This window comes from Paraburkholderia sp. J41 (genome assembly GCF_905220235.1).
In the GTDB taxonomy this organism is placed as follows: Bacteria; Pseudomonadota; Gammaproteobacteria; order Burkholderiales; family Burkholderiaceae; genus Paraburkholderia.
The window spans coordinates 201,347-227,536 of record NZ_CAJMZE010000001.1 but is presented as its reverse complement, the minus strand read 5'-3'; the positions used below and the strand labels follow the sequence as shown (position 1 = coordinate 227,536).

Below are 26,190 nucleotides of genomic sequence, written 5' to 3'. Positions count from 1 at the left end.
GGCTCACGGCATCGGCACAACATCGGCACAACATCGGCACGACATCTACACGATATCGACACGGAAGCGACACGGCAGCGACACAGCAGCGCCGCGACATCGGCACAGCGTCGGCAGACGCGGCGCTCGCGGCCGCCGACACGCCTTTACCTACGCCCGCGCCCGCTCACCATGCCGATTGCAGCGCCGCGATGCTCGCGCGCGCCTCGCGCTCCAGTTGCGCGACGAGTTCGGCGGCGGGCAGCGCACGCGCCAGCGCCGCGGCTTGCCCCGCCCATTGCGCGCCGTAGCCGAATTCGCCGCGCGCCTTCGCGGCCGCGTTCAGCGCCTTGCCGGCGTCGTAGGCGATCGGATACGCGGGCGGGCGCGGCGCGTCCGCCCGCTCGCCGAGCGCCGTGAAGCGATTCGCGAGGCTGCGCGCCACGCGCCCCGAAATCGCGGCGGTGAAGGCCGTGCTGCGCGCCGCGTCGCCGAGCAAGGCGCGGCGATAACCGTCGTCGATCGCCGTTTCCGGGCACGCCACGAACGCCGTGCCCAACTGCGCGGCCTGCGCGCCCAGCGCGAGCGCGGCGGCAATGCCCGCGCCGTCCATGACGCCGCCCGCCGCGATCACCGGCACTTCGAAGTTTTCGACCAGAAGACGCGTGAGCGCGAACGTGCCGAGCCGGTCGTCGCGCGCCGTGGCGTCGAACGTGCCGCGATGGCCGCCCGCCTCGGCGCCTTGCGCGACGAGCGCATCCACGCCCGCTTCCACGGCTGCCTGCGCCTCGTCCAGATTGGTCGCGCACGCGAGCAGCACGACGCCCGCGCGCTTGAGCGCGCCGATCACGGCGTCGGGCGGCAAGCCGAAGTGAAAGCTCACCACGGCGGGCCGCTCCTCGAGCAGCATCGCCTGCATCGCGTCATCGGCGACAAAGCTCGTGTAGATTTCCGCGAGCTTTTGCGGCGGCGTCGCGCCGTACTGGCGAAACGCCGGTTCGAGCCAGTCGAGCCACGCGCGTTCCACGGCCGCGTCGGGCGTGGCCGGGCGATGGCAGAACAGATTGACGTTGAAGGGCTTGCCGGTCAGCTCGCGCGTTTCGCGAATCGTCTTGCGCGCGGTTTGCGCGTTCATCGCGCCCAGCCCGAGCGAGCCGAGCGCCCCCGCGTTCGAAACCGCCGCCGCCAGCGCCGGCGTGCTCACGCCCGCCATCGGCGCCTGAATGATCGGCTTGTGGATGCCGAGCGCGCGCAGCAGCGCGCCGCCGTTTGCCTGAATGCTCATGTTGCCTTTCCTCCGGATGCGTGGCGCCCGTTCGCGCCGCGAATCGCCATTGTCCGCCGAACCGGCCACGACGCCGCGCGCGGCGCGCCCGCGCGGGCGAGCATGCTGCGCCGGACGTTGAAGAACGCGGGCGGCCTGGAAAGAACTTGCTGCATGACGACTGCTGCACGCGATGCTTTGAAGCGCACCTGCCGAACACCGGAATCAGTCCAGATAAAATCGCTCGTCGGCAGAATCGCCGTATTGCCGGCGCTATTCTTTCGAAAATCGAACGAATGGCGCGCGCAGGCGGTGCCTGCCGGAAAACGTCATTCGTCGGTGATGCGCCACGCTTCCTCGAAGAACTCGCGCAGCCTCGGCACCGCGAAATCGACGAAACCGCGCACCTTCGGCACCGAAAGCCTGCCGTGCGGCGTGACGAGATTGGCCGGCAGCGGCGCGTGTTCGTTGTCGCGCAGCACGATCTTCAGCCGCCCGGCCTTGACCTGCTCGGCAACATGATAGGAAAAGAGCCGCGTCACGCCGCGCCCTTCCACCGCCGAAGCCACCGCCGCGCGCACGGTGTTGACGACCATGCGCGGCGAAAACTGCACGACCTGCGGCAGCGCGCTTCTGCCCGCCGCCGGAAACGCCCACGAGTCGATGCCGAAGTGCGTCATCGAAATGATCGAATGGCGCGCGAGATCGGCGGGCGTCTTGATGGGCGGATGCGCGGCCAGATAGTCGGGCGAAGCGGCCACGATGCGCCGCACCGACCCCACGGGCAGCGCCACGAGCGTCGAGTCCTGCAAATGCGCGATGCGCAGCGCGATGTCGATGCCTTCGTCGATCAGGCTCACGGGCCGGTCGAGCAGATGCAGCCGGATCGACACTTCCGGATTGCGGTCGATGAATGCCTCGACCATCGGCCGCAGCACCGCTTCGCCCACGGCCACGGCGGCCGTCACGCCAAGCAGCCCGCGCGGCGCGGAGCGCTCGTTGGCGGCAAGCAGGTCGGCTTCCTCCAGGTCGGCGAGAATGCGGCGGCACGCGAGCGCGTAACGCTCGCCCGCATCGCTCAGGCGAATCGTGCGCGTGGTGCGGTAGAGCAGCGGCGTGCCCGTGTGCGCTTCCAGAAACGCAATCGCGCGGCTCACCGCCGCGGGCGAACGGCCGAGCCGCCGGCCCGCGCCCGCGAGACTGCCCTCGTCGAGCGCGGCGACGAAAACCTTCATGGCGTCGATTCGATCCATTGCGTGCGCGCTCGCGGCGCGATGAGTGAATGCCGCGACGATGGTAGCGGAATTGCAGGCGCGCGCGCAGCGAACTCACCGGGCCGGATTCATCGGCGGTGCGCCATGACGCTGTGCCGTGACGCTGTGCCGTGACGCTGTGCCGAACCGCGATTCGGCTTCCTCGACGCAACGCGGCCGTACCCGGCCCTGAACGCAACGCAACGCAACGCAACGCAACGCAACGCAACGCAACGCAACGCGGCACGTTACCGTGCGCGCATCACGCGTAGTCGTACTTGCCGCCGCGCTCCAGCGCGCGCTGGTAGGCGGGCCGCGCGTGAATACGCGCGAGAAAGCCGGCGATGGCGGTGAGCGAAGCGTCCGCGCCGCGCGAACTCGCGGCTTCGAGCGGAAAGCTCATTTGAATGTCGGCCGCGCTGAACTCGTTGCCGACGAACCAGCCGGTCTTTTTCAATTCGTCGTCGATAAAGCCGAGATGCAGCTTCAATTGCGGATCGACGAAACTCGCTTGCAGCGTCTGGGAAATCTTGCGCGCGATGGGTTTGGCAAAGAACGGCATCGGCGCGCTCGCGATGCGCAGCGCCACGAGCTTGAGCAGCAGCGGCGGCATGGCCGAGCCTTCCGCGTAATGCATCCAGTAGCGAAAGCGCAGCCAATCGGGCGCACCGGCGGTGGGCGCAAAGCGGCCTTCGCCGTCGTATTTGTGCAGCAGATATTCGATGATGGCGCCCGACTCCGCCACCGTTTGCCCGTCGTCCACGATCACGGGCGACTTGCCGAGCGGGTGAATGCGGCGCAGCGCGGGCGGCGCGAGCAGGGTTTGCGGATCGCGCTCGTAACGCTGGATCTCGTAGGGAACGCCAAGCTCCTCGAGCAGCCACAGCACGCGCTGCGAGCGCGAATTGTTCAGATGATGGACGGTCAGCATGATCGGCGCCGGAAACAGGGTGCGGTGAATAAGAGCTGGCACTATGCGGCAAGGCTGTCCCGAGCGTCAATTTTTCGCGGCCTGTTTTGCGGCCGTTTGCGATATTTCGCGGCGTTTAGACGAAAACATCGAATCCGGCGTTCAGCGCACGCGGCATGCGCAGGCGGCGCATTTGCCATGGCGTTTGCAATGTTTTCGCGGCGCCGTATTAATTTGCCATCCTGATTAAATGACGCCGCGCGGCTAAGCGGTTTAAATCGCCATGACGATTAACCGCCGTCGAATATTCCGCCCGTTTTTACCGCTCCATAACGGTGCATGGCGCACCACGGCGACGAAAGCGCGCGTCAGCGCAGGGAATATCGAAGGGCGCGCTAAAGTTCGCGATAAAGGCTGCCGTTACGCCAATGTCGAGTGGGCTTTTGCATGGGCCGCTCCCTTCGGGCGCGTCGAGTTTTAGTTCTGGAATGCGGCGTAATTCATGGTGTCGTTATGGCGCGAGCGATGAAACACAATCTATTTTTCCGGCTGCTGGGACGTTTGCGGGTCGGGCGCAAACTGTTGCTGATTTATCTGCTCGATCTCAGCGCGGTGGTCTATATCAGCGGCATTCTGATTCACGAGAAATATATTTCGATTGACTTCTCGCAGAAAGAGATTATTGGCAATGCGTATCTCGGCGCGGTGCGCGATGCGCTGATCGACGTCGCCATGAGCGGCGCGAGCGCGCGCGTGGACGCGCCGCAACTCGTGCAGATGAACGCGGCGCTCGCGACAGCCGAGGCGCAGTACGGCGCGAACCTGCAAAGCGAGGAACTCAACGCGCACGTGCGCCGCACGCTGGGCGCGCTCGTCGCCGCCTCGAAAGCGCACCAGCCGCCCTCGCCCGCCGCCGTGAGCGCGGCGCTCGAAGCCTGCCGCGAACTCATCACGCGCGTGGGCAACCAGTCGAATCTGATTCTCGACCCCGACCTCGACAGCTATTACTCGATGTCGCTTTCCATCCTGCGCTATCCGGCGCTGCTCGAAGCGGTGAACGGCATCGGCGAGCGGCTGCGCGAAGGCAGCGACGACCCGCAAACGCGCCGCGATCTCAGCACGCGCTACCTCGTGCTCGAAGGCCAGCTCGACGCCGTTTCGCAGGGCCTGCGCTCCGACTTCGCCGAGGCGGGCGCGGCCAACGAGGACGTGAAGCTCGCGCTCGCCATGCCGATCGCCAACCTGCTCAATGCGGTGGAAACGTATCGCGAAGCCGCGCGCACCGTCGTCGCGCAAGCGGGCGGCGACGCCGCGAGCCGCGCCGCCGCCCAGGCCGCGCACGCCGCGCTGGTCGCGCGCGTGGGCGACGCCTGGCGCGCCACCGGCGCCGAACTCGACACGCTGCTGCACGCGCGCGTGCGCGGCCTCTTCTCGCGCATGTGGCTGCATCTGGGCACCGCGTTGTCGCTGCTGTGCGGGATTCTTTCGATGGTCTATCTCGTCGCGCAGCAAATCTCGCGGCCGCTGCGCGAACTCGCGCGCGTGATGGACAAGGTGCGGCGCACGGGCGACCACGGCGTGCGCGCCACGTGGCACAGCCAGGACGAGATCGGCCAGCTCGTGACCGGTTTCAACGACATGCTCATGCAGCTCGACCGCGAACGCGACGTGCAGAAGGAACTCGCCGCCACGGCGCGCGCCTCGGCCGCGCAGCATGCGCTCGTCGAAGCCACGCCCGTGCCGATGATGGTCACCGCCGTGCCCGGCCACGAAGTGCTGCACGCGAATCATCCGGCGCTCTACTGGCTCAACGGCTGCACCTCGGACCCTTGGGCCACCGGCCTCGATTCGGCAGTGCGCGCGCGCTTTTTCCAGCAGCTTTCCGATCGCGACGCCGTCGACGAATTCGAAGTGCGCTGGATGGCGAGCGAGGAACCCACGTGGGCCATGCTCTCCGCGCGGCGCCTCACGTTCCAGGGCCGCGACGCCGTGCTCACCGCGTTCACGCCGATCAACCAGATCAAGCTCATGGAGCAGCGGCTCGAACTGTGGGCGAAGGTGTTCGAAGCCTCGTCGGAGGCCATTCTGATTCTCGACCAGAACCGCCGCCTGCTCACCGCGAACGCCTCGTTCTACCGCGCCACCGGCTATCGCGCCGAAGACGTGTGCGGCACGCTGCCCGACTTCGTGGTGGCCTCCACGAGCGGCGGCCCGTTGATGGCGCAGCTCGCGGAACTCGTCGACATTTCGAGCGTCTGGAACGGCGAAGCCGTGGTGCGGCGGCGCGCGGGCGGCGACTATCCCGCGTGGCTCATGATCAGCGCCGTGCGCGACAAGCGCGCGAGCGTGTCGCACTACATCTGCACGCTCATCGACATCACCGACCGCAAGAAAAGCGAGGCGCGCATCCAGTTTCTCGCGGAGCACGACGTGCTCACCGAACTGCCCAATCGCGCGTTGTTCACGAAGCGCCTGGGCGCCGCCATCGACCACGCGCGGCAAACGCGCGGGCGGCTCGCCGTGCTGTTCATCGACCTCGACCGCTTCAAGGACATCAACGACACGCTCGGCCATCACGCGGGCGACGGCCTGTTGCGCTCGGTCTCGCGGCGGCTGCTGCAATCGGTGCGCGCGGGCGACACGGTGAGCCGCCTCGGCGGCGACGAATTCACGGTGCTGCTCTCGGGCGCGGGCGGCAGCAGCGACGTGGCGCGCCTGATCGACGAACGTCTGCTGCCGCTCGTGCGCGAACCGCACAGCATCGGCGGAATGACGTTGCAGGTCGCGTGCAGCATCGGCATCGCCATGTATCCGCAGGACGGCGAAACCATCGAAACGCTCATGCAGAACGCCGACGCGGCCATGTATCGCGCGAAGTCGAGCGGCCGCAATCTCGTGAAGTTCTTCTCGCCCGACATGGCGGAAAACACGCGCCACCGGCTCGAACTCGAAGCGCATTTGCGCACGGCGGTCGAACACGGCGAACTGTGGATCGCGTACCAGCCGTGCGTGGACGCGTCCAGCGGCGAGCTGATGAGCGTGGAGGCGCTGCTGCGCTGGCAACACCCGCAACTCGGTCTCGTGCCGCCTTCCGACTTCATCCCCATCGCCGAGGAAACGCGTTTGATCCTGCCGATCGGCGCGTGGGTGATCGAGGAAGCGTGCCGCCAGATCGCGCGTTGGCGCGCGGCGGGCTTGCCGGCCATGCGCGTGTCGATCAATCTTTCGGCGGTGCAGTTGCGCGACGACGAGCAACTGGTCGCGCATCTGCGCCGAAGTCTCGCCGCGCACGGCGTGGACGCGGGCAGCCTCGAACTCGAGATCACCGAAACCGTGCTGATGGAAAGCGGCGGCCATTCGCTCGACGCCATCCAGCAGATTCGCGCGCTGGGCGTGAAGCTTTCGCTCGACGACTTCGGCACCGGCTATTCGAGCCTGAGCTATCTGCACCGCTATCCGCTCGACCGGCTCAAGATCGACCGCGCGTTCGTGCATGGCCGCCTCAACGCGCCCGCCGATCTCGCGGTGATTCGCGCCATCGTCGAACTGGGTCACGAACTGGGCTTGCGCGTGGTGGCCGAAGGCGTGGAGCAGGAACACGAAGCCGATGCGCTGCGCCGCCTCGGTTGCGACGAGTTGCAGGGCTTTCTCTACGCAACGCCGCTGCCGCACGAGGCGCTCACCGAATGGATGCGCTCGCGCGACGCGGCGCTCGCGGAGGGCGATCTGGTTTGATGCGTCGACGGTGGCGTCGAGGTTGCGCTGCGGCGCCGGTGTTAAATTACGCTGCTAAAAACCAGGAGACGCCATGAACGCTTCGCAACGCATCGACGAACTCGTCGCGGGACTCGGCGACTGGCGGCGCGACACCTTCGCCGCCGTGCGCCGCGCCGTGCTCGAAGCCGACGCGGCCGTCGTGGAGGAATGGAAGTACATGGGCAGCCCCGTGTGGTACTGCGACGGCATGATCGCCGTCGCCAACGCGCATCAGGGCAAGGTCAAGCTCACGTTCGCGCACGGCGCGAGCCTCGCGGACACGGACAAGCTGTTCAACGCGGGGCTGGAAGGCAACGCGCGGCGCGCCATCGACTTTCTCGAAGGCGACGAGGTGAATGCGCCCGCGCTGACGCGGCTCGTGCGCACGGCCATCGAATGGAACCGGTCGAAGGCCAAAGCGAAAGCCGGCAAGACAACGCCCGCCAAAAAGACGGGCGTGGCCGGAAAAACCGCGAAATCGCGCGGCGTTTAAGCCACGTCGCTGACTTCGCGAATCGGGATCACCGTGCGCGCGCCGCAATTGCGCAGCACGTCGCGCAAGTCGTTGATGACCGGGAACACTTCGTGGTTCCAGTCGGCGCCCTGCGCGTCGTGCGCGGCCTGCTCCATTTCGACGATGTCGCGGTCTTCCTTGAAGATGCGCTCCGTGAACCACACGAGCAGCGGCCACGCGAGATCGAGCGCGAACGGGAACGACGGCTTGCGCACCGAAAGCAGGCCGAACGTGCGATTGGTGCGCTGCTGCGCGTCGAGCGGCACGTAGATGATCCAGAGGTCCATCACGAGCGTGCCTTCGTCGGAGCGAATCCGCAGCGTTTGATACGGATATTCCGTGCGGATCGTCATCACGCTCTTGCCGCCCTGGTCCGAGCGGTTCTTGCTCGAACCGAACACCAGCGCCTCGCCCGCGGGCTGCTTGCCCTGCTCGCGCTCGAACACGTAATCGACCTCGACCCAGCTATCGCCGCGACGCCGCCCGAGCGAGCGCGCGCGCATCTGGCCCATCTGCTTGCGGTGCAGGAACTGATGGTTCATGTCCATCAGGTTTTCGTGCATGAACGAATAGTGGCACTTCACCGGCTTGCCGAAACGGCGCGTCTTGAACGCCTTGTCGGTGAGCGCGGGCAGTTCGGGCAGCGCGCGCGACTCCGCGAGCGTGGCGTCGCCGGGAAACACGAAGATCATGCCGTGCGCTTCCTTGCACGGATAGGCGCGCACGCCGTTGGGCAAGCGCTCGCGGCCCAGATACGGCACGTCCACGCATTGGCCCGAGCAGTCGTAGGTCCAGCCGTGATAGCCGCAGCGCAGCCCCTCGCCGTCCACCACGCCCGCATGCAGCGGCACCTGCCGGTGCGCGCAACGGTCCTCCAGCGCGTGAACGTTGCCGGACGCGGTGCGGAACAGCACGATCGGCTCGCCCGCATAGTGAACGCCCAAGGTCTTGCCGGTCTTGACCTCGCGCGACCAGGCGAGCGGGTACCAGTTGTCAGGGTGAATGGGAACACGGCGAAGGTCGCGCACCGGCGATTCGATCGTTAAGCCGTCACGGAAAGGCATTGCGCGCATGCGAGATCTCTCCAAAGTCTAGCGGGCCCGGAAACAGGCGCAGCGGGAAGCGGTTCGCTCCCCGGGGGTCATGCAAAAGCGGTCGCGGGTTGGCCCTGGGTTGGCCCGGGTCGGCCCGAGTTTCGCCATATGGTACTGGATCACGGCACGCGCCGGGTACCGCGCCAAACCCTGCGGCGGTTGGGCGGGGCGACTGCGCAATTTCCGTGCCGCCCGCATCGGCGCACCTTGCGGGTGACGGCGCGCAAGCTTGCTTGTTATAATCCGATCACACCGACGAAATAAATCTAACTTCCGGCGCGCGCGGCATCATCGCCTGCCGAAGCTCCACTCCCCGGCACACCCGCATGGCAAAACCCGACCGGCTGCGCGCCCTCGCCGAGGCGCTCGCGAAACACAACGTCATGCATCTGCGCGATGCGGCCGCGTTGCTCGGCGTTTCCGAAATGACCGTGCGCCGCGACATCGGCGCGAATCCCGAACGCTTTACCTATCTGGGCGGCTATATCGTCAGCGCCGACGACGTGCCCAATTCCGCGGGCTATTCGCTCGAACACGAGAAAGATCATTTCGCGCAGGCGAAGGCGCAAGCGTCCGCGCATGCGGCGCGGCTCATCGCGCAGAACGACACCGTGTTCATTGATTGCGGCACCACGCTCGCCGCGCTCGCGCGCCTCATTCCCGCGCATCTGCAAATCACGGCCGTGTGCTATTCGCTCAACGTCGCCGAAATCTTGCGGCACATGCCCAACGTGCGCATGATTCTGCTGGGCGGCGTGTACGTGCCTTCGTCGGACTCGTTCTCGGGCGAGGAAAGTCTGGAAACGCTGCGCCGCATGGGCATCAACAAGGCGTTCATATCGGCGGGCGGCGTGGATGCCGCGCGCGGCGTGACGTGCTGGAACTTCCACGAAGTCGCGCTCAAGCAGGCCGCGATGGCAAGCGCCGTGGAAAGTCATCTGGTGGTGGACGCGAGCAAGTACAACGTCGTGAAAGCGTGGCGTTTCTCGCAGGTGGACGCCTTCGCTTCCGTCATCACCGAAAAAGGCCAGGCGCTGCGCGAACGCAGCGCCTGAATTCGAGCGCGCGCAAACGCGGTGTTTTCAGCTCCGGCGGCGCAGCGCGAACAGCGTGCCGGCCACGAGAATGAACGCGCCCACGATCACCTTTTGCCACGTGCTCGGCACGCCCACGAGAATCAGCACGTTGTTGATGAGCGTGACGAGCGCCACGCCCAGCAGCGTGCCCGCCACGGTGCCGCTGCCGCCCGTGATGCGCGCGCCGCCCAGAATGACGGCCGCGATCACGTCGAGTTCCGAACCCACGAGATCGAACGGATTGGCGAGCCGGTTGTTCGACACGTGCAGGATGCCGGCCACGCCCGCGAGAAACCCCGTATAGCCGAACACGAACAGGCGGATCGCGCGCAGGTTGAAGCCCAGCCGCTCCGCGATGGCCGTGCTGCCGCCCATCGCATAGACGGCGCGGCCCATCATCGTGCGATTGAGCAGCCACCAGGTGAGCGCCGCGCCCGCCACGAGCGCGACGGCCGAAACGGGCAGCACCGCGTTGAGGCCGTCGGCGGTCTTGTAGGCGATGAGCGCATAGCGGCCGAAGCGGTCCATGCTGTGCGGGATGTTCATGAAGAACGTGGTGCCGACGAAGGTCAGCAGCAAGCCGCGATACAGATACTGCGTGCCGATGGTGACGATCAGCGAAGGCGCCTGCAAGCGGTCCACGAGCAGCCCGTTGACGACGCCCAGCACGATGCCGCCCAGCGCGCCCGTGAGCAGAATGAGCACGAACGGCGCGTCGGGCCACCATGCGAACACCGCCTTGGTGATGGCGTACATGGTGAACGCGCCGATGGCCGTGAACGATACGTCGATGCCGCCCGAAGCCAGCACCACGAGCGTTCCCAGCGCGAAAAGCGAAGTCGTGGTGGCCGAATGCAGCAGGTCGAACAGCGTCGCCCACTGGAAGAAGCGCGGGTTGATCGACGCCACGATCACGCAGGTGATGACGATCAGCGTGGCCGTGAACCACTCGGGATTGCGTGCGAGCTTCGCGCGCCAGTTGAGCGGCAGCGTCTCGCGCGCGGCTTCGGCGGGGGTGGAGGTGGATGGCATGGTCGTAGGGTTCATGGCGGTCGTGCGATCGTTCGGGCAATCGGCAGTGCGGTCGGCAATGCGGTCGGTAGTGTGTTCGGCAGTGCGGTCAAGCGGCTTCGGCAAGCAGCGCACGATACAACTGCGCCTCGGTGAGCCCTTCGGCGCGATGCGCTTCGGCAACGCGCCCCTTGCGCATCATCAGCACGCGGTCGCAGTTTTGCAGCAATTCGGGCAAGTCGTCGCTCACGAGCAAAATGCCGATGCCGCGCTGCGACAGCCGCTGCATGATGCGATAGATGATGTCCTTCGAGCCCACGTCCACGCCCACGGTCGGGCCATGCAGAATCAGCACGCGCGGGTCGATGGCGAGCCAGCGGCCGATCAGCACGCGCTGCTGGTTGCCGCCCGAAAGCGACTGCACGGCCTTGTCCACGCTCGGCGTGGCGATCTGCAATTCCTTGACCGTCTCTTCGGCGAGCGCGCGGGCGCGAGCACGGTCGATCTGGCCAAAGCGGTCGCGCAGGCTCGAGATCATCGCCGTAATCACGTTGTCGCGAATCGGCTTGTCGAGAAATAGCCCTTCGTTCAGGCGGTCTTCGGGCACGTAGCCGATGCGCGCGCGCTTGGCGTCGCCAGGCGTGGCGAGCTTGATCGCGCCGCCGTCGAGCACGACTTCGCCGCTGTCGGCGGCGGCCACGCCCGCGAGCGCGCGCGCGAGTTCGTTGCGGCCCGAATCGAGCAAACCGGTAATGCCCAGAATCTCGCCGCGATGCAGCGTGAACGACACGTCGCGGAACTGGCCCGCGCGGCCGAGGCCGCGCACGTCGAGCAGCACGTCGCGGCCGGACCCGGCGCCGGGTTCCTCCGTGCGGTAGCGCTCGGTGGAAAGCTGGCGTCCCGTCATCAGTTCGCTCAACTGCGCCTTGGTGTAATCGGCGATCGGCCCTTGCGTGACTTTCTGGCCGTCGCGCAGCACGATCACTTCGCCGCCGATCGCATAGCACTCGTCGAGCTTGTGGCTCACGAACAGCACGGTCACGCCCTGCGCGCGCAACTGCCCGAGCACGGCGATCAGGTTGGTCACTTCCTTTTGCGTGAGCGACGTGGTGGGTTCGTCCATGATGACGAACTTCGCCTCGCTCGCGATGGCGCGCGCGATGGCCACGAGCTGGCGCGTCGCGAGCGGCAATTGTTCGATCAGCGTGGCCTGGAAGTCGGCGTCGCCGGGCAGGCCCACGGCCTTGAGCGCGCGCGCGGCCGTGCGCGCGAGCGCGTGGCGGTCGAAGGTGCGCGCGAGACGCCCCGCGTGTTCCGCGAGTTCCGTCGTCAAGCCCACGTTTTCGGCCACGCTCAGGTTCGGCAGCAGCGAAAGATCCTGATAGACCGTTTCGATGCCGGCCGCCAGCGACTCGAGCGGCGAGAGCTGCGCGTGCCGCGCGCCGTCGATCACGAGTTCGCCTTCGTCGGGCGGCTGCGCGCCCGAGATGATCTTGATGAGCGTGCTCTTGCCGCAGCCGTTTTCGCCGAGCAGGTGATAAATCTGCCCGCGCTCGAACGTGAGCGTCACGCCGCGCAGCGCGTACACGCCCGTGAAGCGCTTGTGTACGTCGAGCACCTGCAACAACGGTTCCGATGCCGCCATGTTTTCACTCATCGCATTCCACGCGGCGCGCGCCGCGCCACGCTCAAACCCGTGACGCGCGCCGCTTCGCTCCGATCAGAAGTTGTATTGCTTGTAGTTCGACTTGTCGACGCTCACCCAGCCCTGGCCGCGCACGATGATGCCCTTGCCCGGACCCTTGGAGACCGTGACCTTCTCGTAGCCCGGCAGGCCGAGATTCGCGCCGTTCTCCACGGTCTTGCCGTCGAGCAGCATCTTCGCGATCTTGTTCATCGCCATGCCGGCCGTTTTCGGGTCCCAGAAGGCGATGCCGTTGATCGCGCCGCTTTCGAGGTACTTGCCCGCTTCCGTCGGCAGGCCCGTGCCGTACACGCAAATCTTGCCTTGCAGGCCCGCCTCCTCCACCGCGCGGCCAATGCCGATCACGTCCAGCGACGAAGACCCCTGGAAGCCCTTGAGGTCGGGATGCTTGCGCAGCACTTCCTTCGCGACTTCATACGCGCGCTCGCCGTCGTTGTTGGTTTCCAGATTCGTTTCCACGAGCTGCATCTTCGGGAACTTCTTCTTTGCGTTGTCGATGCCGCCGTTGGCCCATTGCACCTGCGAACGGCTGCCGAGCGAGCCCACCAGCGTCGCCCACTTGCCTTCGTCGTGCATGCACGCGCCCAGCCGGTCGTTGAGCGCCGCGCCGTACGCCGAGTTGTCGAACGCCTCGACGTCGACCATGGTGTTCTTCTCGTTGTCGGCTTCGTGCGTGACCACCTTGATGCCGCGATCCATCGCCTTCTTCAGCGCCGGTTCGAGCGTGGGCGGGTCGTAGGGCACCACGGCGATCGCGCTCACCTTCTTCGCGATCAGGTCGTCGATGATCTTGAGCTGCTGCGCGGCGTCGGCGCGGCCCGGCCCGGTTTGATACACCGTCACGCCGGGGTTGTCCTTGCCGAATTCCTTCACGCCTTCTTCCATGCGATTGAACCAGCTAATGCCCGTGACCTTCACCACGGTCACGATGGTCTGGTCCGCCGCGTGCGCCGCGGCCACGAGGCCGCCCGCAAGCGCGCAAGCCGTGAGTGCCGCGCTGAGTCGCTTGAGTTTCATGTCGTTGTCTCCGTTTTTTGGCAATCGCCCCGAATTGGATGGCGGCGGACCCCCGAGGCTCGACGTCCGCCTTGCACTGGAAACGCGTTAGCCGGACGCCGGTTTTTTCCGCGCGGGCTTGCCGGCCGTTGCGGACTTCGCCGTGCCGAAGATCGCGCGCACGCGCTCGCCGCCCGCGAAGGCAAGCGACGCCAGCAGCAGGAAACCCCACGCGCAGTCGCCGAAGAATTGCGAAACGCCCATCAGGTTGAACAGGCTCGACAGGAATTGCAGCACCGTGGCCGCGAAAAACACGCAGATGATGCGCCCATAGCCGCCCGCGGGATCGACGCCGCCCATCACCGCAATGAGAATCGCGATCAGCAGATACGAGTTACCGTAGTCCCACTTCGCGCTCAGCGTGTGCGAGACGCTCACGAGCCCGGCAAGCGAGGCGAGCACGCCGCACATCGCATAAGTCATGACGAGCATGCGCGCGCGCGGAATGCCCGCATAGAACGCGGCGCGCTGATTCGTGCCCATCAGATAGAGCCGCAGGCCGAACGGCGTGCGCTTGAGCAGCCAGCCGAGCACCACCACCACGGCCACGAACAGGATCAGCGAAATCGGCACCTGGAAGAACGTGCCGTTGCTGATGTCGGCGAGCGGCTCCACGTAATCCACGTGTACGGAGGCGCCGTTGCTCAGCGCCACGGCGAAACCCGTGAACAGCAACTGCGTGCCGAGCGTGCAGAGAATGGGCGTGAGCCCGAGCCGCGCGATCACGATGCCGTTGAGCAGCCCGCCGATCAAGCCCATGCCCACGACGATCGCGCAAAAGAGCGCGGTGTAGAGCACGGGCGAGTCGTCGCCGCTCACGAAATGCGGCACCACGAGCGCGGCGATCATGCCGGAAAGATTCGCGAGGCCCACGCCCGAGAGGTCGATGCCGCCGTTGCCCGAAAGCATCGACAGCATGATGCCGAGCGCGAGCAGCGCGACTTCGGGCAGTTGCGCGCCCATCGACTGCAAATTGTCGATGCCGACGAACTGGCCGTGCGACACGCCGATCGCCACCAGCACCACGAGCAGATTCACGGCCAGCAGAAAATTCAGTTGCCGGTCGCCGAACCATTTCGCAAACAAGGCAGACTTCATCGTTCCGATTCCTTTTGCGTGGGGTGCCGCGCTTCGATGCGCGCGAAACCGCCGGTACGCCCTCAATGCGCTTCGCTCGCCGCGTTCGCGAGCACCGCTTCCACTTCCTCGCGCGTGGGCATGGAAGGCGCCGTGCCCGCGCGCGTCACCGAGATGCCCGCGAGCGCGCAGCCGAAGCGCGTGGCCGCGAGCGCGTCGTCGCCGCGCGCGAGCGCCGCCGCGAAGCCGCCGGTGAAACCGTCGCCGGCGCCGGCCGTTTCCACGACCGGACCGCACTGAAACGCGGGCAGCAGCACCGATTGCTCGCGCGTATGCAAGAGCGCTCCCGCTTCGCCGAGCGTCACGATCACCGCGCCCGCGCCCTTGGCGAGCAGCGCGTCGGCGGCGCGGCGGGCGTCGTCGGGGTTGCGGATTTCGATGCCGGTGAGCGCGGCCGCTTCGGTTTCGTTCGGCGTCACGTAGTCGCAGAGCGGGAAGATGTCGTCGGGCAGCGCCATGGCCGGCGCGGGATTGAACACGGTCGTCACGCCGTGGCGGCGCGCGAGTTCGAGCCCGCGCCGCGCGGCCGCAAGCGGCTGCTCCAGTTGCGTGACGAATACCTGGGATTGCGAAATATCGGCTTCGATGGCGTCGGCGTCGGTCTCGCTCATCGTGCCCGCCGCGCCCGGCGCGACGATGATGGCGTTCATGCCCGTGGTTTCGTCGACGAAAATGTGCGCCGCGCCCGTGGCCACGCCCGCAACCGGCTGCGTGCGCGCCGCGATGCCTTCGGCCGCCCACGTCTTGCGCGCGATCTCGCCGAAGGCGTCGTCGCCCACGCGCGTGCAAAACACCACCTGCGCGCCGGCGCGCGCGGCGGCCACGGCCTGGTTCGAGCCCTTGCCGCCCGGCCCCATCGCAAACGCCGACCCGGCCAGCGTTTCGCCGATCACGGGCATGCGCGCCGCGCGAAACGCCAGATCGGTCACGAAGATGCCGAGAATGACCACCCGGCCGTTCCCGCCCGCTGCATTGTCGTGCGCCATCGCGCTCACTCCTTCGCGGCGGGCGCGTCGGGCGCGAGCAGCACGCCTTTGGTGAACACGAAGCAGCCGTAGCCGCGCGCCTCGCCTGTGGCGATCACGCAGTACGCCTTGCGGGCGCGCGCGTAGAACGCGTGGCGTTCGATCGAAGCGAACGGCGTGGGGCGGCCTTCGGCGGCATCCACTTCGGCTTGCGCCTCGCGCTGCACGGCGGGAACCGTCTGCGGCTCGCCGACGACTTCCATGCGCATGGCGGGCGCTTCGACGAACGTGTCGAGCGGCAGCACCGAGAGGATCGCGCGCACGGCACGCGGGGCGCTCGCGCCGTCGATGCGCAGCAGCTTGCCCGTGACAGTGGCGCGCGCCACCGAATCGGCGGGAAAGTTGGCGTCGCAAACGACGACTTCGTCGCCGTGCCCCATCGCGCTCAGCGCTTGCAGGACGTCGGCGTTCAGAAGCGGGTCGAGGTTCTTAAGCATCGTTGTCTCCATCTCTGCGTTTTTTTGAGCGGCGCGTCATGCGCTCGCCGTTCGCGCCCGCGAGGCGCGCTCAATCGCCATACGGTATCCAGATGTTCTTCACCTGCACGGCATGGCGCAGGAACGGCAATCCTGCGCTCGTGCGCTCGAACCAGTCAATCTGCTTGCCGTGATCGACGAACGTGCGCTTGAGATTGCCCGCCGACTCGCGTTCGACCAGCGCCGCATCCGTCGCCGGGCCGAAGCACCAGAGCGCATCCACGTCGTCGTGTTTCGCGAGCGCGGGCAGCATGGCCGCGCGTTCGCCCGTGAGGATGTTGAGCGCGCCCGCGGGCACGTCCGAGGTTTCCACGACCTGATAGAAGTCGGTGACGGCAAGCGGGCTTGCCTCGCTCGCGAGCGCCACCACGCGATTGCCCATGGCCAGCGCCGGCGCGACGAGCGAGACGAAGGCGAGCAGCGGCGCTTCGTCGGGACACGCCACGCCGATCACGCCAATGGCTTCGTGCATCGCGAGCGCCACGCCGCGCAGCGGCGGCGTATGCACCGCGCCGTCGAACTTGTCGGCCCATGCGGCATAGCTGAACAGCCGGTCGATGGCGGCGGCGACTTCGCGCTCCGCATCGCGCGCGTCGTGGCCCGCGCGACGCGTGAGCTGCTGCGCGAATTCCTCGGCGCGCGCGCTCAGGTTTTCCGCGAGGTAGTACAGCACCTGGGCGCGGCCGTGCGCGCTCATCTGCGTCCACTTCTGCGCGCCGCGCGCGGCGGCCACCGCATCGCGCACGTCCTTGCGGCTGCCCGCGCCCACTTCGCCGACCCACGCGCCGTTCGGCGCATGCACGGCGTGCGAGTAGCCGCTGTCCGGGCGCACCTGCTTGCCGCCGATAAAAAGCTTCGGAGTCCGATCGAGTGCGCCGGCCGGGGCGGCGTCGCCGGAACGCGGCGCACGCGCCACGCGCGCCGCGCGCATCGGCAGCTTGCTCCAGCTTGCGGGCTTCAGGTATTCGTACGCGCCTTCGCGGCCGCCTTCGCGCCCGAAACCCGACTCGCGATAACCGCCGAAGCCCACGCTCGCGTCGAACAGATTGGTTGCGTTGATCCACACCACGCCGCATTGCAGGCGCGGCGCGATATCGAGCGCGCGCCCGATGGTCTCGCTCCACACGCTGGCGGCAAGCCCGTAGCGCGTGTTGTTGGCGAGCGCCACGGCTTCCTCGGGCGTGCGAAAGCTCATGGCCGCCAGCACCGGGCCGAAAATTTCTTCCTGCGCAAGCGTGGAGGCCGGGCCGATACGGGTCACGAGCGTCGGCGGATAGAAGCAGCCGCCGGCGGGCATGGCCAGCGCGGGCGGCTGCCAGACGTCGCAGCCTTCGCGCTTGCCCGCTTCGACCAGCGACTCGATGCGTTCGAGCTGCACCGGGTCGACGATCGCGCCGATGTCGATGCCCTTGTCGAGCGACGGCCCCACGCGCAGCGTCGCCATGCGGCGCTTGAGTTTTTCGATGAAACGCGCCTCCACGCCTTCCTGCACCAACAGGCGCGAACCCGCGCAGCACACCTGGCCCTGGTTGAACCAGATGGCGTCCACGACGCCTTCCACCGCGCCGTCGAGATCGGCATCTTCGAACACGATGAACGGCGACTTGCCGCCCAGCTCCAGCGTGAGCGACTTGCCGGTGCCGGCCGTGGCCGTGCGGATCTGGCGGCCCACTTCGGTCGAGCCCGTGAACGCGATCTTGTCGACGCCCGCGTGATCGACGAGCGCCGCGCCCGTGCCGCCGTCGCCCGTCACCACGTTGAGCACGCCCTTCGGCAAGCCCGCGCGCTGCGCGAGTTCCGCGAACAGCAGCGCCGTGAGCGGCGTGTATTCGGCGGGCTTGAGCACCACGCAATTGCCGAGCGCGATGGCGGGCGCCACCTTCCACGCGAGCATCAGCAGCGGGAAATTCCACGGCACGATCTGGCCGATCACGCCGAGCGGCGCGTAGCCCGCGAACTCGCTTTCCTGCAACTGCGCCCAGCCCGCGTGATGCAGGAAATGGCGCGCGACGAGCGGCACGTCGATGTCGCGCGTCTCGCGAATCGGCTTGCCGTTGTCGAGCGCTTCCAGCACCGCGAAGAGGCGGCTGTGACGCTGCACCATGCGCGAGAGCGCATACAGATGACGCGCGCGCGCCGCGCCGCCGGCGGCGTGCCACTCGGGCTGCGCCGCGCGCGCGGCGGCCACGGCCGCGTCGATATCGGCGGCGTCGCCTTGCGCCACGCTCGCGAGCACGTCGCCCGTGGCGGGCGAGCGCACCTCGAAGCGCGCGCCGCTCGCGGGCGAGCGCCAGGCGCCGTCGATGAAATGACCGAACGCGCCTTCGTGCTGCGCGAGCCACGCGCGCACGGGCTGATCGTCCTCGGGGGCGGGACCGTAATCCATCGTTCGAAAATACTCGGCTACGCTCATGTTCGATTCAGTTTCCACTCAAGCGACGGGATGGCGCTGGAACGCCGAATAGCGTCCGCTCACGTGATGTTCGAGCTGGCGCTCGATATCGGCGAGCAAACTCGACGCGCCGAACCGGAACAGGTCCGGTTCGAGCCACGGCCGCCCCAACTCTTCCTTCATAAGAATCTGGTAGGCGAGCGCCGCCTTCGCCGTGGACACGCCGCCTGCCGGCTTGAAGCCCACGCGCGCGCCGGTGCGCTCGCCGTATTCGCGGATCATGCGCACCATCACGAGCGAAACGTCGAGCGTGGCGTTCACGCCTTCCTTGCCCGTTGACGTCTTGATGAAGTCCGCGCCCGCCATCATGCAGATCATCGACGCCTTCGCAATGTTCGACAGCACGCGGATGTCGCCGGTCGCGAGAATCGTCTTGAGATGCGCCTCGCCGCACGCCGCGCGAAAGTCGCGCACTTCGTCGTAGAGCGCGCGCCAGTTGCCGGTGAGCACGTATTCGCGCGTCACCACGATGTCGATTTCGCGCGCGCCCTCGGCCACCGAGGCTTCGATCTCCTTGAGCTTGAGCGCGTGCGGGCTCAGCCCGGCGGGGAAACCCGTAGACACGGCGGCGACGGGAATGCCGCTGCCCGCGAGCGCGTCCACGGCGGCGCCCACGAAGCGGTGATAGACGCACACCGCGCCCGTGCGGATCGACTCCGGCGCCATGCCGAGCGCGGCGAGCAAGTCGGCGCGCACCGGCTGGCGCGCCTTGGTGCACAGGCGGCGCACGCGGCCTTCGGTGTCGTCGCCGCTGAGCGTGGTGAGGTCGATGCAGGTGACGGCTTTCAGCAGCCACGCCGCCTGCGCGTCCTTCTTGACGGCGCGGCGCGTGCCGAGCGTGGCCGTGCGGCGCTCGACCGCCGACTGGTTCACGCGCAGGCCGTCGAGCCACGCGGCGTCGAACGGCACGCCCGCATTGCGGGCCGCGTGCCCGGCAGCGGCGCCGTGCAGCACGACGAGGGAGTTCACAGAGGCTTCTGACATAGGTTGAGAGGCGAATTTGTGCAATGCACACCAAACCGTGATGGTTTATTCGCGATCATCCTATACCTGTGAAATGATCGTGACAATGCTCGTTACAATCCCAACTAGGCGCGCGGGCAAAACCATGCTAAAGCGTGCTCAGCAGCAAAAAACGCTGTTATGAGGTCGCGCGCGGGGACGATGGCGCTCACGGCGCCGGGCGAGCCATGTGAAAGGCGGGAACGGGCGAGCGAGCGCTCGCCCATGCGGAACGCATCAGAACGACAGCCGGTAGCGCACGAAATCGTCGGCTTGCGCGTATTCGTCGTAGAGCTTGCGCGCGGGATTGCTGCGGTTCGTATGCCAGTAGAGGCGCGACCAGCCGCGCTCGCGCGCCAAGGCGATCAGATCGTCGACGAGCAGCCGGCCGATGCCCTGCCCCCGGCACGCGGGATCGACGAACAGGTCTTCCAGATAACAGACGGGCGTTGCGACCCACGTCCCTTCATGCAGCACGCTCAGGCTGAACCCCGCCACGCGGCCGTCGCGTTCGGCAATGCGGCCGAATAGCGGCACGTTCGCGTCGAAAAGGCGCGCCCACGTGCGCTCGGTGATGGCGGGCGCAACCTCGGTTTCGTAGAACGCGTTGTAGCCGGCCCAGAGCGCGAACCATGCCTCGCGGTCGGCGGGCGCGATCTCGCGAATCACGGTGCGCGCGGCCGAAGTCATCGCGCCGCCGCTTCGCGCAGCGCGGCGAGCGACGCGCGTTGGCGCCCTTCGGCGTCGAAGTTCGCGGGCGCGAGCCATGTTTCGAACGCGGCTTTCACGCGCGGCCAGTCCCGGTCGATGATGGCGAACCACGCCGTGTCGCGGCTGCGGCCCTTGTAGACGATCGCCTGGCGGAAGATGCCCTCGAACTCGAAGCCCAGACGCAGCGCCGTCTTGCGCGAGGGCGCGTTGAGGCTGTCACATTTCCATTCGTAGCGCCGGTAGCCGAGATCGTCGAATACGTAACGCATCAGCAGAAATTGCGCTTCGGTGGAAACGGGCGTTCGCTTGAGCAGCGGCGAAAACGCCACGCTGCCCACTTCGATCACGCCGTGCGCGGGCTCCATGCGCATGAGCGCGAACGTGCCCACGGCCTTGCCGCTCGCGCGGTCGATCACGGCGTAATGGAACGGGTCGCTCGATGCGGCGAGCTTCGCGAGATACGCGCGAAACGCCGCGAAATCGGCGAACGGTTCCGCGAACAGATAGGTCCAGTCGCGACCGTCGGCGGCCGCGCTGTAGGCGTCGAAGAGGTCCGCGGCATGGCGTTCGACGTCGACCGGTTCGACGCGGCTAAAGCGCCCTTCGAGCGTCACGCGCCCCGGACGCTCGCGCGGCTGCCAGCCGTGCATTTCGGCGCCTACCGGCTGGCCGTATTCGTTGGTTCGTGCTGCCATGCGTGACACACTCCTCTTGCGCGTTGCGCGACCTCGTTGCGATCGCGCTACGTTAGCGCAGCCGTGGTCCCATGAAAAGGTCCACACGGCGCACGCGCATTGGGGCCACCAAAACCGCGTCGCATGCGCCGCGCGCCGCCTGAAAATGCGAATAAACCATCGCAAAACGCTTGATGAAAGGCCGCGACGCCCCGTTCCGCAAGGCGTTGCGCACGCCGCGCGCCAGCGGTCAATGCGAGTTTCGAATGCGAGCATTTGCTTATATTCTGAAGTCCTCGGGCGGCACACATCGAACCGCCGCCCTTTCAGCCAAGGACTTCGAACATGAACGACGTGACGCAAACCATGAAGCTCAATCATTTGAGCTTTCCTTCTTCCGATACGGCCGCGACGGCCGCGTTTTTCGAGCGCTATCTCGGCTTTACGATTTCCGGCCAGTGGGACCGCTCCTATATCCTCAAGCGGCCCGGCTACGACGTGGTGATCGACGACACGAGCGCCGATAAGGATGCCGAAGCACCCGTCTGGCCGAAAAATTTTCACGTGGGATTCGAGTTGCCGAGTTTCGAAGCCGTGCAGGCGCTCTACGAACGCTTTTCGGCCGACGGCGTGCGGATGGAAACGGGCGTGTTCAACAACGGGCGCGGCTCGCGCTTCTTTTGCCGCGCGCCGGGCGGCGTGATGTTCGAGATGAACACGCGCGTGGACGCCGCGCCCGAATATCGCGGCACGTTCGACAACTGAAAGCGTGCCGCGCGCGTCATGCCTTCGAAGCCGCGTTTTTCAACCGCGCATGGATCGTGTTCGCCTTGAACGAGCCGTCCTCGTCGGCTTCCTCGACATAGAGCGAAAGCGCGAACGGGCGGCTCTGGAACACCGGCTCGAAATGCGCTTTCGCGGCTTCGAACATCGCGCCGAAAAAGCGCTTCTTGAACGCCGCGTCGCGCCCGCCGCCGATTTTCACGGTGATGTTGACGAACGCGTCGTCGCCCTGGTTATCGGCGATCACGTATTCGGTCAGGCGAATGGCGCGCACGCGCACGCCGCCTACGGGAAACACGCCTTCCGAGTCGCGAAAGCGCGCGGCCAGGTGTTCGAGCAGCACGCGAATGCGCGCGGCTTCGCCAAGGTTGTCGGTGTATTCGACGATGCAGTGGGGCATGGCTGTCTCGCTCCAATCGGTGTTTTCCGCCTAGTGGCCTAGTGTAGCGAACAACCTGCGCGCGCCGATTCGTGCCCGTGCCCGTGCCCGTGCCCGTGCGCGTCCTCGTGCGCGTGCCACACCACAATGGCCGCGCGCGCCGCGCGATTTTCAAACCCGGCTGCCGAGTCGATCAGGCCGCCGCCGCATGGCACACCGCCTCGACGCGATTGCCCGCCGGATCGACGAGAAATGCGCCGTAGTAATGCGCATGATAATGCGCGCGCAGGCCCGGCTCGCCGTCCGAGCGGCCGCCGTGCGCGAGGCCCGCCGCGTGGAATGCATCCACCTGCGCGCGCGTCGCCGCCTTGAAGCACCAGTGACGCTTGTTGGCGGGGTCGATCGCGGCGGCGTCCAGATAGACGGCGAGGCAGGTGGATTGCGTGTCGGCGGCGTCGCAGCGCTCGCCGTAGCCGAGCGCTTGCGGCCGGTCGTAGACCTTGGCCGCGCCGAGCGCGTGCATGACCGCATCGTAGAACGGGCGCGCGGCGTCCAGGTCCGGCACGCCGATCGAAACGTGATCGAGTAGCTGCATCGTCAATCCAGTCATGAGTGCTAATCCGGCACTATAACCGTCGATGCCGCCTGCCGCGCGCCTCGTTGCATCCTCGTGCCGATGCCGATACCGGCGCCGATGCCGGTGCCGGTGCCGGTGCCAATGCCAATGCCAATGCCAATGCCAATGCCAATGCCAATGCCGATGCCGATGCCGGTGCCGGTGCCGATGCGGGATTGCCGCCTGGTTGCTGTCGGATTGCCGCCGGGTTGCTGCCGGGTTGCCGCTTGCGCCTTCGCGCGGGCCGCTTCAATGCGCCATGCGGAACACCGAAACGGCCGCGCTCAACCGGTGCGCCTCGCTTTCCAGCGACGAAGCCGCCGCCGAAGCCTGTTCGACCAGCGCCGCGTTCTGCTGCGTGACGAGATCCATCTGGCCCACGGCCACGTTGACCTGATCGATGCCCGTGCTCTGTTCCGAAGCCGCCGAGGCGATCTCGCCCATGATCGACGAAACGCGCGCGATCGCATCGACGATCTCGCCCATGGTCGAGCCCGAGCGCTGCACGAGGCTCGCGCCGCTTTCCACGCGCGCCGTCGACGCTTCGATCAGTTCCTTGATCTCCTTCGCCGCCGCCGCGCTGCGTTGCGCGAGCGAGCGCACCTCGCTCGCGACCACGGCGAAACCGCGCCCTTCCTCGCCCGCGCGCGCCGCTTCCACGGCCGCGTTGAGCGCGAGAATATTGGTCTGGAACGCGATGGTTTCGATCACGCCGACAATCTCGCCGATACGCCGGGAATCGCCCACGATATGCTGCATCGTGCCCACCACTTCGCGCGAAAGATCGCCGCCGCGCGCGGCGAGCCCCGAGGCGCCTTGCGCGAGCGTGCTCGCCTCGCGTGCGTTCTCGGCGGTCTGCTTGACCGTGGACGTCAGTTGCTCGATGCTCGCCGCGGTTTGTTCGAGCGACGCAGCCTGTTCCTCGGTGCGTTGCGACAAGTCGGTGTTGCCCGACGCGATCTCGCTCACGCCCCTGTCGATCGACTCGGCGCCCTGCCGCACGCTGCTCACCATCGTGATGAGCGAGGCCTGCATCTGCCCGAGCGCCGCTTGCAGACGGCCCATTTCGTTGTTGCTCGTGGCCGCCGCCGCGCCGCTCAGATCCCCCGCCGCGATGCGCTGGAACTGCGCGATGGCCGCGTTGACGGGATGCACGATCGCGCGCATCAACGCCACGCGCGCGAGCCACGCGCACAACAGCGAGGCCGCCATGCCGAACGCCACGACCGCGCTCACCAGGTTGAAGCGGTCTTGCGCGCGCTGATAGCGCTGCGCGCCGTGATCGATCTGACGCTGCTCCAGCACGAGCATCGCCTTTTCGTAATGGTTGTAGAGCGCGGGCAGCTTGTGGCCCTGCAATTCCTGGAACGCCGCCTTGTCGCCCGACTTGAGCGCCGCGAGCGCGGGCTCCACGCCGTCGTGCAGGAAGCCGTTGCGCTTGGCCTGCATGTCGTCGATCAGGCTCGAATCCTCGCTCTTGCCCGCGATCGACAGATAGTGATCGAGACGTTCGTTCGAAGTCCTTAGATATTGATCGAAGCGCTTGAGCACGGCATCCGCCGCCTTCTGGTCGCCGAGATCGGCAAGCGACGCATAAGTGGCGAGCGCGAGGCGCAGACGCAGCAACTGGCCGGCGCTGCCTTCGAGATCGGCGACGGCGGGCGTGTCGACCGTGTACATCGTGCGCAGTGCGTCGTTGCCCGCGCGCATCGACAGCAATCCGGTGGCGGCCCCGATCAGCAGAACGACGCCGAAAAAAGCGATCATCAGGGTTAGGCTCGCGCGTATCGACAGCTTATGAAGCATCCTCGTCTCTCTCCACGGGCGGCCTTCTCGTGCGCGCCCGAAGTCGTCATCGGCAATTGTGATGCGACGCGCTCGCCGTGGCATCCGGCCGGCGTCTGTCATGACAACGGCAAAAAAACGCCGGACTTTATAGGCTTTTGAAAGAAAGACGATCGTTAGCAACGCCAATCGTTTGCGCGCGAGCGCTATGCTCTGCGGGTTTACGCGATGACGTTCGATGCTGCTGTTGCGGCTTTCCCCGGCTTGGGCGGCTTGGGCGGCGTGGGCTGGGCGATTGCGCCTGCGCTCACGCCATCGCCATCGCCATCGCTTACGCTTCGAGCGCGAGCGTCGCGAAGGTGGCGAGCCAGTGCTCGCCCATGTAGTCGCCCGCCACGTGATCGAGCGCGCTCGCCAGATGCGTGTGCGCCGCCGCTTCGAGCACGGCCACGCGTGCGTCGTGCGCGGGCAGCGCACGCGCGAGCGCGCGCTGGCACCAGGCGCGGCTGAGGTTCAGGCCGTCCAGATGCGCGATCTTGCCGTCGCTGCGATCGGCAACCGTGGCCGGCGTAAACAGCGTGGCCGGTTCGCGCGCAGCCAGGTTCGGCAAAAAGCGCGTGAACCAAGGCTCGAAGTCCTGCGCGCCCAGCACGCGGCTCATCAGCAAGGCCACGCTGAGCGCGGGCGAAAGAAACTCGTCGCCGCCCGGCTCCCACGCCTGGCAGTTGGCGTCGTGCGTGTGCCAGCGCCGCGCGGTTTCCTCGATCAGCGCCGCCAGTTTCGGGCGCGCGTTGGCGCGCGCGAAGTCGAGCGCCAGCGTGAGCGCGAACGCCGTGTTGAAGTGCGTGCCCACGCGCAGCGGGTAGGTGGCCTTCGGCAAAAATTCCTCGAAACGCGCGACGAAGGTTTCGGTGAGCGGCGCAAGCGCCGTTTGCCAGCGCGCGGCCTGCGGCAGCGCCCGCGATGCCGGCTGCGCAAGCGCATTCACCTGGGCCGCGAGCGCGAGCAACCACGCCCAGCCATACGGACGCTCGAAGCCGCGATTGTGCGGCAAGTCGAGATAGGCCATTTCACCGGCCATGTTCGCCTCGGTGAAATGCGCGTCCACCACGCCGACGATACGCGCGGCCTCGGGCAGATCGGGAAAGCGTTCGAGCAGACGCAGCACGAGCCAGTAGCCGTGTACGCACGAATGCCAGTCGTAGCTGCCGTAGAACACGGGATGCAGCGCGCGCGGGCTTTGCACGTCCTGCGGGCCTTCGAGGCAATGCGTGAGCTTGTTCGGATACTCGCGCGTGAGATGCGCGAGCGCGAGCGTCGCGAATCGGGAAGCATACGCGGCGGTGAGCCGGGGCGGTGTGGTGGTGGTCATCGTGGCCTCATCGAAACGGTAAAGCGAAGCAGAACCGCAGCATAAGGCGTTTGCCGGAGAAAGTCCTAGCGCGCCGGCGGCAATCACGGCAACGACCGGGATGGTTGCCGCCAACGCGCACGTCGCGCACATCGCGTACGTCATGTGCGTTGGCCGAATC

20 protein-coding genes and 1 pseudogene are annotated in these 26,190 nt (G+C 66.9%); 4 read left to right on the top strand and 17 right to left on the bottom strand.

What is annotated here, in order from left to right; all coding sequences use genetic code 11:
• Window positions 1–166: 166 nt before the first annotated feature.
• The 3 genes from U5805_RS01010 to U5805_RS01000 all read right to left on the bottom strand — a co-directional run bounded on the left by U5805_RS01010 (window position 167) and on the right by U5805_RS01000 (window position 3,427).
• Window positions 167–1,264: a nitronate monooxygenase gene (locus U5805_RS01010; protein ID WP_322101562.1), complete on the bottom strand. Its 1,098-nt coding sequence runs from the start codon at window positions 1,262–1,264 to the stop codon at window positions 167–169.
• Window positions 1,265–1,572: 308 nt separating this feature from the next.
• Window positions 1,573–2,496, bottom strand: a complete 924-nt coding sequence (locus tag U5805_RS01005) for a LysR family transcriptional regulator (protein WP_322101561.1) — start codon at window positions 2,494–2,496, stop codon at window positions 1,573–1,575.
• A gap of 262 nt (window positions 2,497–2,758) precedes the next feature.
• Window positions 2,759–3,427, bottom strand: a complete 669-nt coding sequence (locus U5805_RS01000) for a glutathione S-transferase (RefSeq protein ID WP_322101560.1) — start codon at window positions 3,425–3,427, stop codon at window positions 2,759–2,761.
• A gap of 504 nt (window positions 3,428–3,931) precedes the next feature.
• On the opposite strand from U5805_RS01000, the gene U5805_RS00995 reads away from it, so the two are divergent.
• On the top strand, window positions 3,932–7,141 hold the full coding sequence (locus U5805_RS00995) for an EAL domain-containing protein (protein ID WP_322101559.1): 3,210 nt from the start codon (window positions 3,932–3,934) through the stop codon (window positions 7,139–7,141).
• A gap of 73 nt (window positions 7,142–7,214) precedes the next feature.
• A complete protein-coding gene (locus U5805_RS00990) occupies window positions 7,215–7,655 on the top strand; it encodes a DUF1801 domain-containing protein (protein ID WP_322101558.1) in 441 nt (146 codons plus the stop codon).
• On the opposite strand, the gene U5805_RS00985 is transcribed toward U5805_RS00990, so the two are convergent.
• On the bottom strand, window positions 7,652–8,749 hold the full coding sequence (locus U5805_RS00985; protein WP_322101557.1) for an aromatic ring-hydroxylating dioxygenase subunit alpha: 1,098 nt from the start codon (window positions 8,747–8,749) through the stop codon (window positions 7,652–7,654). The two genes, U5805_RS00990 and U5805_RS00985, sit on opposite strands and share 4 nt — an antisense overlap.
• A gap of 347 nt (window positions 8,750–9,096) precedes the next feature.
• Between U5805_RS00985 and U5805_RS00980 the strand changes: the two genes are divergently transcribed.
• Entirely contained in the window at window positions 9,097–9,825 is a 729-nt protein-coding gene (locus U5805_RS00980) for a DeoR/GlpR family DNA-binding transcription regulator (protein WP_322101556.1), read from the top strand.
• A 27-nt stretch (window positions 9,826–9,852) separates the two neighbouring features.
• Here the strand turns inward: U5805_RS00980 and U5805_RS00975 are convergent, their stop codons facing one another.
• From U5805_RS00975 to U5805_RS00935, 9 genes and pseudogenes are all read right to left on the bottom strand, one after another.
• Window positions 9,853–10,878 carry an ABC transporter permease gene (locus tag U5805_RS00975; protein ID WP_322101730.1) on the bottom strand — a complete coding sequence of 342 codons (1,026 nt, stop codon included), beginning with the start codon at window positions 10,876–10,878 and terminating at the stop codon, window positions 9,853–9,855.
• A gap of 88 nt (window positions 10,879–10,966) precedes the next feature.
• Complete coding sequence (locus tag U5805_RS00970) at window positions 10,967–12,514, bottom strand: sugar ABC transporter ATP-binding protein (protein WP_322101555.1); 1,548 nt, start codon at window positions 12,512–12,514, stop codon at window positions 10,967–10,969.
• 63 nt (window positions 12,515–12,577) lie between these two features.
• Window positions 12,578–13,579: an autoinducer 2 ABC transporter substrate-binding protein gene (locus tag U5805_RS00965; RefSeq protein WP_322101554.1), complete on the bottom strand. Its 1,002-nt coding sequence runs from the start codon at window positions 13,577–13,579 to the stop codon at window positions 12,578–12,580.
• 87 nt (window positions 13,580–13,666) lie between these two features.
• Window positions 13,667–14,716 carry an ABC transporter permease gene (locus U5805_RS00960; protein WP_322101553.1) on the bottom strand — a complete coding sequence of 350 codons (1,050 nt, stop codon included), beginning with the start codon at window positions 14,714–14,716 and terminating at the stop codon, window positions 13,667–13,669.
• A 62-nt stretch (window positions 14,717–14,778) separates the two neighbouring features.
• Window positions 14,779–15,741, bottom strand: coding sequence for a ribokinase (rbsK, locus tag U5805_RS00955; RefSeq protein WP_322101552.1), 963 nt, complete (start codon window positions 15,739–15,741; stop codon window positions 14,779–14,781).
• Between the two features lie 5 nt (window positions 15,742–15,746).
• Window positions 15,747–16,217, bottom strand: a complete 471-nt coding sequence (locus U5805_RS00950) for an RbsD/FucU family protein (RefSeq protein WP_322101551.1) — start codon at window positions 16,215–16,217, stop codon at window positions 15,747–15,749.
• 70 nt (window positions 16,218–16,287) lie between these two features.
• Window positions 16,288–18,669, bottom strand: a complete 2,382-nt coding sequence (locus U5805_RS00945; protein ID WP_322101550.1) for an aldehyde dehydrogenase family protein — start codon at window positions 18,667–18,669, stop codon at window positions 16,288–16,290.
• Window positions 18,670–18,687: 18 nt separating this feature from the next.
• Window positions 18,688–19,692, bottom strand: coding sequence for a deoxyribose-phosphate aldolase (deoC, locus tag U5805_RS00940; RefSeq protein WP_322101549.1), 1,005 nt, complete (start codon window positions 19,690–19,692; stop codon window positions 18,688–18,690).
• 255 nt (window positions 19,693–19,947) lie between these two features.
• Window positions 19,948–21,116, bottom strand: a pseudogene (locus U5805_RS00935) (GNAT family N-acetyltransferase).
• Between the two features lie 324 nt (window positions 21,117–21,440).
• Between U5805_RS00935 and U5805_RS00930 the strand changes: the two are divergent.
• Complete coding sequence (locus U5805_RS00930; RefSeq protein ID WP_322101548.1) at window positions 21,441–21,860, top strand: VOC family protein; 420 nt, start codon at window positions 21,441–21,443, stop codon at window positions 21,858–21,860.
• A 16-nt stretch (window positions 21,861–21,876) separates the two neighbouring features.
• Here the strand turns inward: U5805_RS00930 and U5805_RS00925 are convergent, their stop codons facing one another.
• The 4 genes from U5805_RS00925 to U5805_RS00910 form a co-directional block, all read right to left on the bottom strand.
• Window positions 21,877–22,278, bottom strand: a complete 402-nt coding sequence (locus tag U5805_RS00925; protein ID WP_322101547.1) for a 5-carboxymethyl-2-hydroxymuconate Delta-isomerase — start codon at window positions 22,276–22,278, stop codon at window positions 21,877–21,879.
• 172 nt (window positions 22,279–22,450) lie between these two features.
• Window positions 22,451–22,852 carry a VOC family protein gene (locus U5805_RS00920; protein WP_322101729.1) on the bottom strand — a complete coding sequence of 134 codons (402 nt, stop codon included), beginning with the start codon at window positions 22,850–22,852 and terminating at the stop codon, window positions 22,451–22,453.
• A gap of 270 nt (window positions 22,853–23,122) precedes the next feature.
• The gene (locus U5805_RS00915; protein WP_322101546.1) at window positions 23,123–24,679 is read right to left on the bottom strand and encodes a methyl-accepting chemotaxis protein; all 1,557 of its coding nucleotides are present in this window, start codon (window positions 24,677–24,679) and stop codon (window positions 23,123–23,125) included.
• A gap of 310 nt (window positions 24,680–24,989) precedes the next feature.
• Window positions 24,990–26,030 carry a DUF2891 domain-containing protein gene (locus U5805_RS00910; protein ID WP_322101545.1) on the bottom strand — a complete coding sequence of 347 codons (1,041 nt, stop codon included), beginning with the start codon at window positions 26,028–26,030 and terminating at the stop codon, window positions 24,990–24,992.
• Window positions 26,031–26,190 lie beyond the last annotated feature (160 nt).

Excerpts from the sequence above, each read along its gene's own strand:
- U5805_RS01000 (WP_322101560.1), bottom strand. The coding sequence starts at position 3,427 with ATGCTGACCGTCCATCATCTGAACAATTCGCGCTCGCAGCGCGTGCTG.
- U5805_RS00950 (WP_322101551.1), bottom strand. The coding sequence starts at position 16,217 with ATGCTTAAGAACCTCGACCCGCTTCTGAACGCCGACGTCCTGCAAGCG.
- rbsK (WP_322101552.1), bottom strand. The coding sequence starts at position 15,741 with ATGGCGCACGACAATGCAGCGGGCGGGAACGGCCGGGTGGTCATTCTC.
- U5805_RS00925 (WP_322101547.1), bottom strand. The coding sequence starts at position 22,278 with ATGCCCCACTGCATCGTCGAATACACCGACAACCTTGGCGAAGCCGCG.
- U5805_RS01010 (WP_322101562.1), bottom strand. The coding sequence starts at position 1,264 with ATGAGCATTCAGGCAAACGGCGGCGCGCTGCTGCGCGCGCTCGGCATC.
- U5805_RS00960 (WP_322101553.1), bottom strand. The coding sequence starts at position 14,716 with ATGAAGTCTGCCTTGTTTGCGAAATGGTTCGGCGACCGGCAACTGAAT.
- U5805_RS00930 (WP_322101548.1), top strand. The coding sequence starts at position 21,441 with ATGAACGACGTGACGCAAACCATGAAGCTCAATCATTTGAGCTTTCCT.
- U5805_RS00985 (WP_322101557.1), bottom strand. The coding sequence starts at position 8,749 with ATGCGCGCAATGCCTTTCCGTGACGGCTTAACGATCGAATCGCCGGTG.
- U5805_RS00990 (WP_322101558.1), top strand. The coding sequence starts at position 7,215 with ATGAACGCTTCGCAACGCATCGACGAACTCGTCGCGGGACTCGGCGAC.
- U5805_RS01005 (WP_322101561.1), bottom strand. The coding sequence starts at position 2,496 with ATGGATCGAATCGACGCCATGAAGGTTTTCGTCGCCGCGCTCGACGAG.
- deoC (WP_322101549.1), bottom strand. The coding sequence starts at position 19,692 with ATGTCAGAAGCCTCTGTGAACTCCCTCGTCGTGCTGCACGGCGCCGCT.
- U5805_RS00915 (WP_322101546.1), bottom strand. The coding sequence starts at position 24,679 with ATGCTTCATAAGCTGTCGATACGCGCGAGCCTAACCCTGATGATCGCT.
- U5805_RS00920 (WP_322101729.1), bottom strand. The coding sequence starts at position 22,852 with ATGCAGCTACTCGATCACGTTTCGATCGGCGTGCCGGACCTGGACGCC.
- U5805_RS00910 (WP_322101545.1), bottom strand. The coding sequence starts at position 26,030 with ATGACCACCACCACACCGCCCCGGCTCACCGCCGCGTATGCTTCCCGA.
- U5805_RS00970 (WP_322101555.1), bottom strand. The coding sequence starts at position 12,514 with ATGAGTGAAAACATGGCGGCATCGGAACCGTTGTTGCAGGTGCTCGAC.
- U5805_RS00995 (WP_322101559.1), top strand. The coding sequence starts at position 3,932 with ATGAAACACAATCTATTTTTCCGGCTGCTGGGACGTTTGCGGGTCGGG.
- U5805_RS00980 (WP_322101556.1), top strand. The coding sequence starts at position 9,097 with ATGGCAAAACCCGACCGGCTGCGCGCCCTCGCCGAGGCGCTCGCGAAA.
- U5805_RS00975 (WP_322101730.1), bottom strand. The coding sequence starts at position 10,878 with ATGCCATCCACCTCCACCCCCGCCGAAGCCGCGCGCGAGACGCTGCCG.
- U5805_RS00945 (WP_322101550.1), bottom strand. The coding sequence starts at position 18,669 with ATGAGCGTAGCCGAGTATTTTCGAACGATGGATTACGGTCCCGCCCCC.
- U5805_RS00965 (WP_322101554.1), bottom strand. The coding sequence starts at position 13,579 with ATGAAACTCAAGCGACTCAGCGCGGCACTCACGGCTTGCGCGCTTGCG.